This is a genomic window from Brevundimonas sp., assembly GCF_032107865.1.
In the GTDB taxonomy this organism is placed as follows: Bacteria; Pseudomonadota; Alphaproteobacteria; order Caulobacterales; family Caulobacteraceae; genus Brevundimonas.
This window is the reverse complement of record NZ_DAMCNG010000194.1, coordinates 1-4,881: the sequence shown is the minus strand read 5'-3', so window position 1 is coordinate 4,881 and position 4,881 is coordinate 1. Positions and strand designations below refer to the sequence as shown.

Below are 4,881 nucleotides of genomic sequence, written 5' to 3'. Positions count from 1 at the left end.
CGGTCGATGATCTCGGCGCCCGGCAGGGGCGAGCCGTCGGCGTTGACGACACGGCCGATCAGGCCGTCGCCGGCCGGGGCGGCCGCAACGGCCGGAGCGGCGTCAATCGCCACATCAGCAGCCTGGGCGGCGACGGCGAAAACCAGCGGCAAGGTCGCCGCGCTGAGAAGAAGTCCGAGCTTCATGTCCATATCCCCGAAGGCCGGCGCCGCTTCTGGCGGCCCGGTTCTGGCGGCGATGGCTAATACGCCGCGACGACGCGGCCGCGACGGTTTCACGAAAAGGAATCTGCGCGCGGAACACGAGACGACGACAGTTCGTCCCGACTCGGATCATCCGTCTCCGAACCATCGCCAAATCGTCGTCGCAGCGCCGTTGACCGCCCTTTCACGCGCGTGTTTCGGGCGGACATTCCTCATTCGGACGGAAGACATCCCATGCCCGCCTCCCTGCCCCGACGCTCGCGTCCCGCCCTGCTCGCCAGCCTTCTGGCCCCCGCCCTGCTGCTGGGCGCCTGCGCGGGACACGAGGTGGACTATCAGGGAGAAGGCGACGGCTTCGTCGGCCAGGGCGCGCCCGTGCGCGCCGTCCTGGAGACCCCCTCGGTCGGCACGGTCGGCGACGATGCGGCTGACGATCCCGCCGTCTGGGCCTCGGCGACGCCCGTGACCATCGGCGGCGTCCAGACCCCCGGCTTCGTCGTCGGCACCGACAAGAAGGCGGGCCTCTACGTCTACGGCTTCGACGGGCGCATCCTGCAGTTCATGCCCGAGGGGCTGCTGAACAACGTCGACGTGGTCGAGGGCCTGAACGATGACGGCCGCCCGCAACTGCTGATCGGAGCCAGCGACCGTACACCCGGACGCACCGGCGTCGCCCTCTATCTGTTCGACCCGGCCGGGACCGGCGACAACAAGGTGCGCTACTGGGGCTCCATCGCCACCGACGTCATCGAGCCCTACGGCTTCTGCTTCGCCCGGCGCGGCGAAGAGGTCCACGCCATACTGGTCGGCCATGAGGGCGAACTGCGCCAGTTCGTCGTCGCCGCCGGGACCGACGGCCGCCCCGCCGCACAGTTGGTCCGCCGCGCCGAGATCGGCTCCATCTCCGAAGGCTGCGCCGCCGATCCGGCGACCGACGCCCTCTATATCGCCGAGGAGAACGTCGGCCTGTGGCGCTATGGCCTCGACCCGGCCTCGGGCGGGACGCGCACCCTGATCCAGCCGGTCGCGCCGGGGCTGCTGGTCGCCGACGCCGAAGGGCTGACGACGCTGACGGACGGCGATGCGCGCTATCTGATCGCCTCCAGCCAGGGCGACTCGACCTTCCCCGTCTGGCGCATCGACGGCGTGGAGCCGCTGTACAAGGGCCGCTTCGTCGTCGTGGACGGGGCGGTCGACGGGGTGACGGGCACCGACGGTCTGGCCGTCCTCGGCGGCCCGGTCGGCCCCTACCCCGAGGGCCTGGTGGTGATCCAGGACGACGTCAACGACACCGGAACCCAGAACTTCAAATACGTCGACTGGCGCGACATCCGCGCGGCGCTGGGGCTGTAAGCCAGGGGTGCAGAACGTGAAAAGGCTCGGCGCGATCGTCGGGCCTTTTTCATGTGCGGCGATGTGCAGGGCGCAAAAGGAAACGGGGCCCGACCTTGCGGTCGGACCCCGTTTTCCCTTTCGACTGGAGCGGGCGAGGCGATTCGAACGCCCGACCCTCACCTTGGCAAGGTGATGCTCTACCCCTGAGCTACGCCCGCACTCCGTTGGGAGCGATGTGCTGCTCCCCGTCGAGGAAGGGGCGTATAGCGGACCGACTTCGGATCGCGCAAGCCCCTTTTTCGATTTTCGTCCAATCCGTCGAATTTTTTCGAATAGCCCTGAAACTTCACACGAAAACGGCCCCCGAAACGCCCGCAAGGACGCCTCGGAGGCCGCTTCAAAACAGAGCCGTCAGCCCCTTATGCGCCCAGCCCGCTCAAGCAGCGAGCCGCCGCGCGGCGAGCGTTAGCGGCCTTCCGCTCATCGCCTTAGCGAGGCGCGAGACGGATCGCCCCGTCCAGACGGATGCACTCGCCGTTGATGTAGGTGTTCTCGGCCAGATGCAGGGCCAGGGCGGCGTAGTCGGCGGGCGTGCCCAGACGCTTGGGGAAGGGGATCATGGCGGCCAGGGCGTCCTGCACCTTCTGGTCCATGCCCGCCATCATCGGCGTCCACATGATGCCCGGCAGGATGGTGTTCACCCGCACGCCCTCGTTCATCAGGTCGCGCGCGACAGGCAGGGTCATGGCGTAGACGCCGCCCTTGGACGCCGAATAGGCCGCCTGCCCGATCTGGCCGTCCTGGGCCGCCACCGAGGCGGTGTTGACGATCAGGCCGCGCTCGCCGTCTTCCATCGGCTCCAGCGTGACCATGCCCGCCGCCGACTGCGACAGGACGCGGAAGGTGCCGAACAGGTTGATCGAGACGGTGCGCTCGAACTGGGCCATGTCGTGGGAGCGGATCTCGCCGGTCTCACGCTTGCGGCTGACGGTCTTCTGGCCCGTGGCGATGCCGGCGCAGTTGACGGTCAGGCGTTCCTGGCCGTGGGCGGCGCGGGCCTTGGCGAAGCCGGCGGCGACGCTGTCGTCCGAGGTCACGTCCACCTTGCAGAAGACGCCGCCGATCTCCTGGGCGATGACCTCGCCGCGCTCTTCGTTCAGGTCGAACAGGGCGACCTTGACGCCCTTGGCCGCCAGGGCGCGCGCCGTGCCTTCGCCGAGGCCCGAAGCCCCGCCCGTCACCACTGCTGCGATCGAAGCGTCGAGTTTCATGAAAGTCGTCCTATATTCGATTGAACCGAGTGCTCGTGCGAGGATTTAGCGGCCATGACCGCAAAGACCAACGGGGTGTCGCCCGATGACGCCATCAATCCTGAAAAGGCCCTGGTTCCCGCCGTGCAGAAGGTGAACGAGATGCGCGTGCGCAAGGGCTTCTGGCCCAAGATGCGACGCACCGCCGCCCGCATCCCCTTCGCCGGTCAGGCGATGGCGGCCTGGTACGCCGCCCAGGACCCCAAGACGCCGTTGGCGGCCAAGGGGCTGATCCTGGGGGCGCTGGCCTATTTCGTCATGCCGGTGGACGCCATTCCCGACATCTTCGCCGGCATCGGCTTCACCGACGACGCGGCGGTGATCGCGGCGGTGCTGGCGACCCTGGGCGCCCACCTCAAGCCCCGCCACCACGATCAGGCGGCGCAGGCGTTGAAGCGGTTGCGGGAAGACGAGGAAACGTAAGTCCTTCTCCCACAAGGGGAGAAGGAAACGGCGATCAGTCCTCCACCTTCACCACGATCTTGCCGACGGCCGCGCGGTCGCTGAGGGCCTGGATGGCCTCATGGGCGCGCTCCAGCGGGAAGGTGCGGCTGACGCGCGGCTTGATCTTGCCCTCGGCGTAGAGCTGCATCAGCTCGGCCATATTGGCGGCGTGAGCCTTGGGATCGCGGGCGACGGCGGCGCCCCAGAAGACGCCGACCACCGACACCGACTTCAGCAGCGTCAGGTTCAGCGGCAGCGACGGAATCCCCGCCGGGAAGCCCACCACCAGATAGCGGCCGTTCCAGTCCATGGCCCGCAAGGCCGGCTCGGCGTAATCGCCGCCGACGCCGTCAAAGACAACGTCCGCACCGTCACGGCCGGTCGACAGCTTGAACTCGCCCGACAGCTCCTTCTGGGCCGCCTTGTCCATCGGGCCGGAGGGGTAGATCAGGCCGTTGTCGGCGCCCAGTTCCAGCGCGAACTCGACCTTGTCGTTGGTCGAGGCGGCGGCGACCACGCGCGCGCCCATCGCCTTGCCCAGTTCGACGGCGGCGGCACCGACGCCGCCCGCCGCGCCCAGCACCAGCAGGGTCTCGCCCGGCTGCAGCTGCGCCCGGTCCTTCAGGGCGTAGTAGCTGGTGCCGTAGGTCATGATGAAGGCCGCGGCGGTCTCATAGTCCATGCCGTCGGGGATCGGGATCAAGGTGTCGGCCTTGACCTTCAGCCGCTCGACCATGCCGCCCCAGCCGGGCACGGCGACGACCCGGTCGCCCCGGAACACGCCCTTCACCCCCTCGCCGACGGCGTCGACCACGCCCGCGACCTCGGCCCCCGGCGCGAAGGGACGCTCGGGCTTGAACTGGTATTTGTCGGCGATGATCAGGGCGTCGGGATAGTTGACGCCCACGGCCTTGACCTCGATCACCACCTCGCCCGGACCGGGCGTGGGGTCCATGACCTCCTCGACGACGAGCGATTCCGGGCCGCCGGGGGCCTTGGACAGGACTGCACGCATAGGAACTCTTTTCAGCTATCCCCCATCGGCCATGGCGCCGACACGCCGGCGACGCTAATCAGCCTGCGGCCCGATGCAAAGAGGCCGAATGGGTTCTGAGGAGACGATCATGGCGAAACCCGCCCTCATCCTTCACGGCGGCGCCGGCGTCCGGCGCGAGCGCAACTACGACGCCGAGGTCGTGCACATGCGCGAGGTGGTGGAGGCGATGAAGGCGCGGTTGGACGCCGGGGCCTCCGCCCTGGACGTAGCGGTCGAGGCGGTCGTCATGCTGGAGAATTCCGGCCTCTATGTCGCCGGTCGCGGCGCCTCGCCCAATCTGGCGGGCGACTATGAGCTGGACGCCAGCCTCATGGACGGCGCCTCGGGCAAGGCCGGGGCCGTCGCCGCCCTGCAAGGGTTCCGCAATCCGGTCGTCGCCGCCCGCGCGGTGATGGACCGCACCCCCCACGTCATGCTGGCCGGAAACGGCGCCGCCCGCTTCGCCGCCGAACAGGGTCTGGCGCGCGTCGAAGACCCGACAGCCTGGTACACCCGCGCCGGTCAGGGCGAGGACAACCATCCGCCCAGCGGC

General features: G+C 68.9%; 6 protein-coding genes and 1 tRNA gene. 3 read left to right on the top strand and 4 right to left on the bottom strand.

The features are described 5' to 3' along the window. Positions 1-185: hypothetical protein (locus tag RT567_RS13440; RefSeq protein WP_313576804.1), on the bottom strand; the 185-nt coding region annotated here is incomplete at its 3' end. Positions 186-437: 252 nt separating this feature from the next. Between RT567_RS13440 and RT567_RS13435 the strand changes: the two genes are divergently transcribed. Next, positions 438-1,556, top strand: a complete 1,119-nt coding sequence (locus RT567_RS13435; RefSeq protein WP_313576803.1) for a phytase — start codon at positions 438-440, stop codon at positions 1,554-1,556. A 125-nt stretch (positions 1,557-1,681) separates the two neighbouring features. Here RT567_RS13435 and RT567_RS13430 read toward each other — a convergent pair. Continuing rightward, a tRNA-Gly gene (locus tag RT567_RS13430) sits at positions 1,682-1,756 on the bottom strand. 270 nt (positions 1,757-2,026) lie between these two features. Further along, on the bottom strand, positions 2,027-2,809 hold the full coding sequence (locus RT567_RS13425) for an SDR family oxidoreductase (RefSeq protein ID WP_313576802.1): 783 nt from the start codon (positions 2,807-2,809) through the stop codon (positions 2,027-2,029). 54 nt (positions 2,810-2,863) lie between these two features. Here RT567_RS13425 and RT567_RS13420 point away from each other — a divergent pair, with 54 nt between their 5' ends. Next, complete coding sequence (locus RT567_RS13420) at positions 2,864-3,271, top strand: YkvA family protein (protein WP_313576801.1); 408 nt, start codon at positions 2,864-2,866, stop codon at positions 3,269-3,271. 34 nt (positions 3,272-3,305) lie between these two features. Here the strand turns inward: RT567_RS13420 and RT567_RS13415 are convergent, their stop codons facing one another. After that, positions 3,306-4,307 (bottom strand): NADPH:quinone oxidoreductase family protein, encoded by a 1,002-nt coding sequence (locus RT567_RS13415; protein WP_313576800.1) that lies wholly within the window; start codon positions 4,305-4,307, stop codon positions 3,306-3,308. Between the two features lie 109 nt (positions 4,308-4,416). On the opposite strand from RT567_RS13415, the gene RT567_RS13410 reads away from it, so the two are divergent. Continuing rightward, positions 4,417-4,881: isoaspartyl peptidase/L-asparaginase (locus tag RT567_RS13410; protein WP_313576799.1), on the top strand; the 465-nt coding region annotated here is incomplete at its 3' end.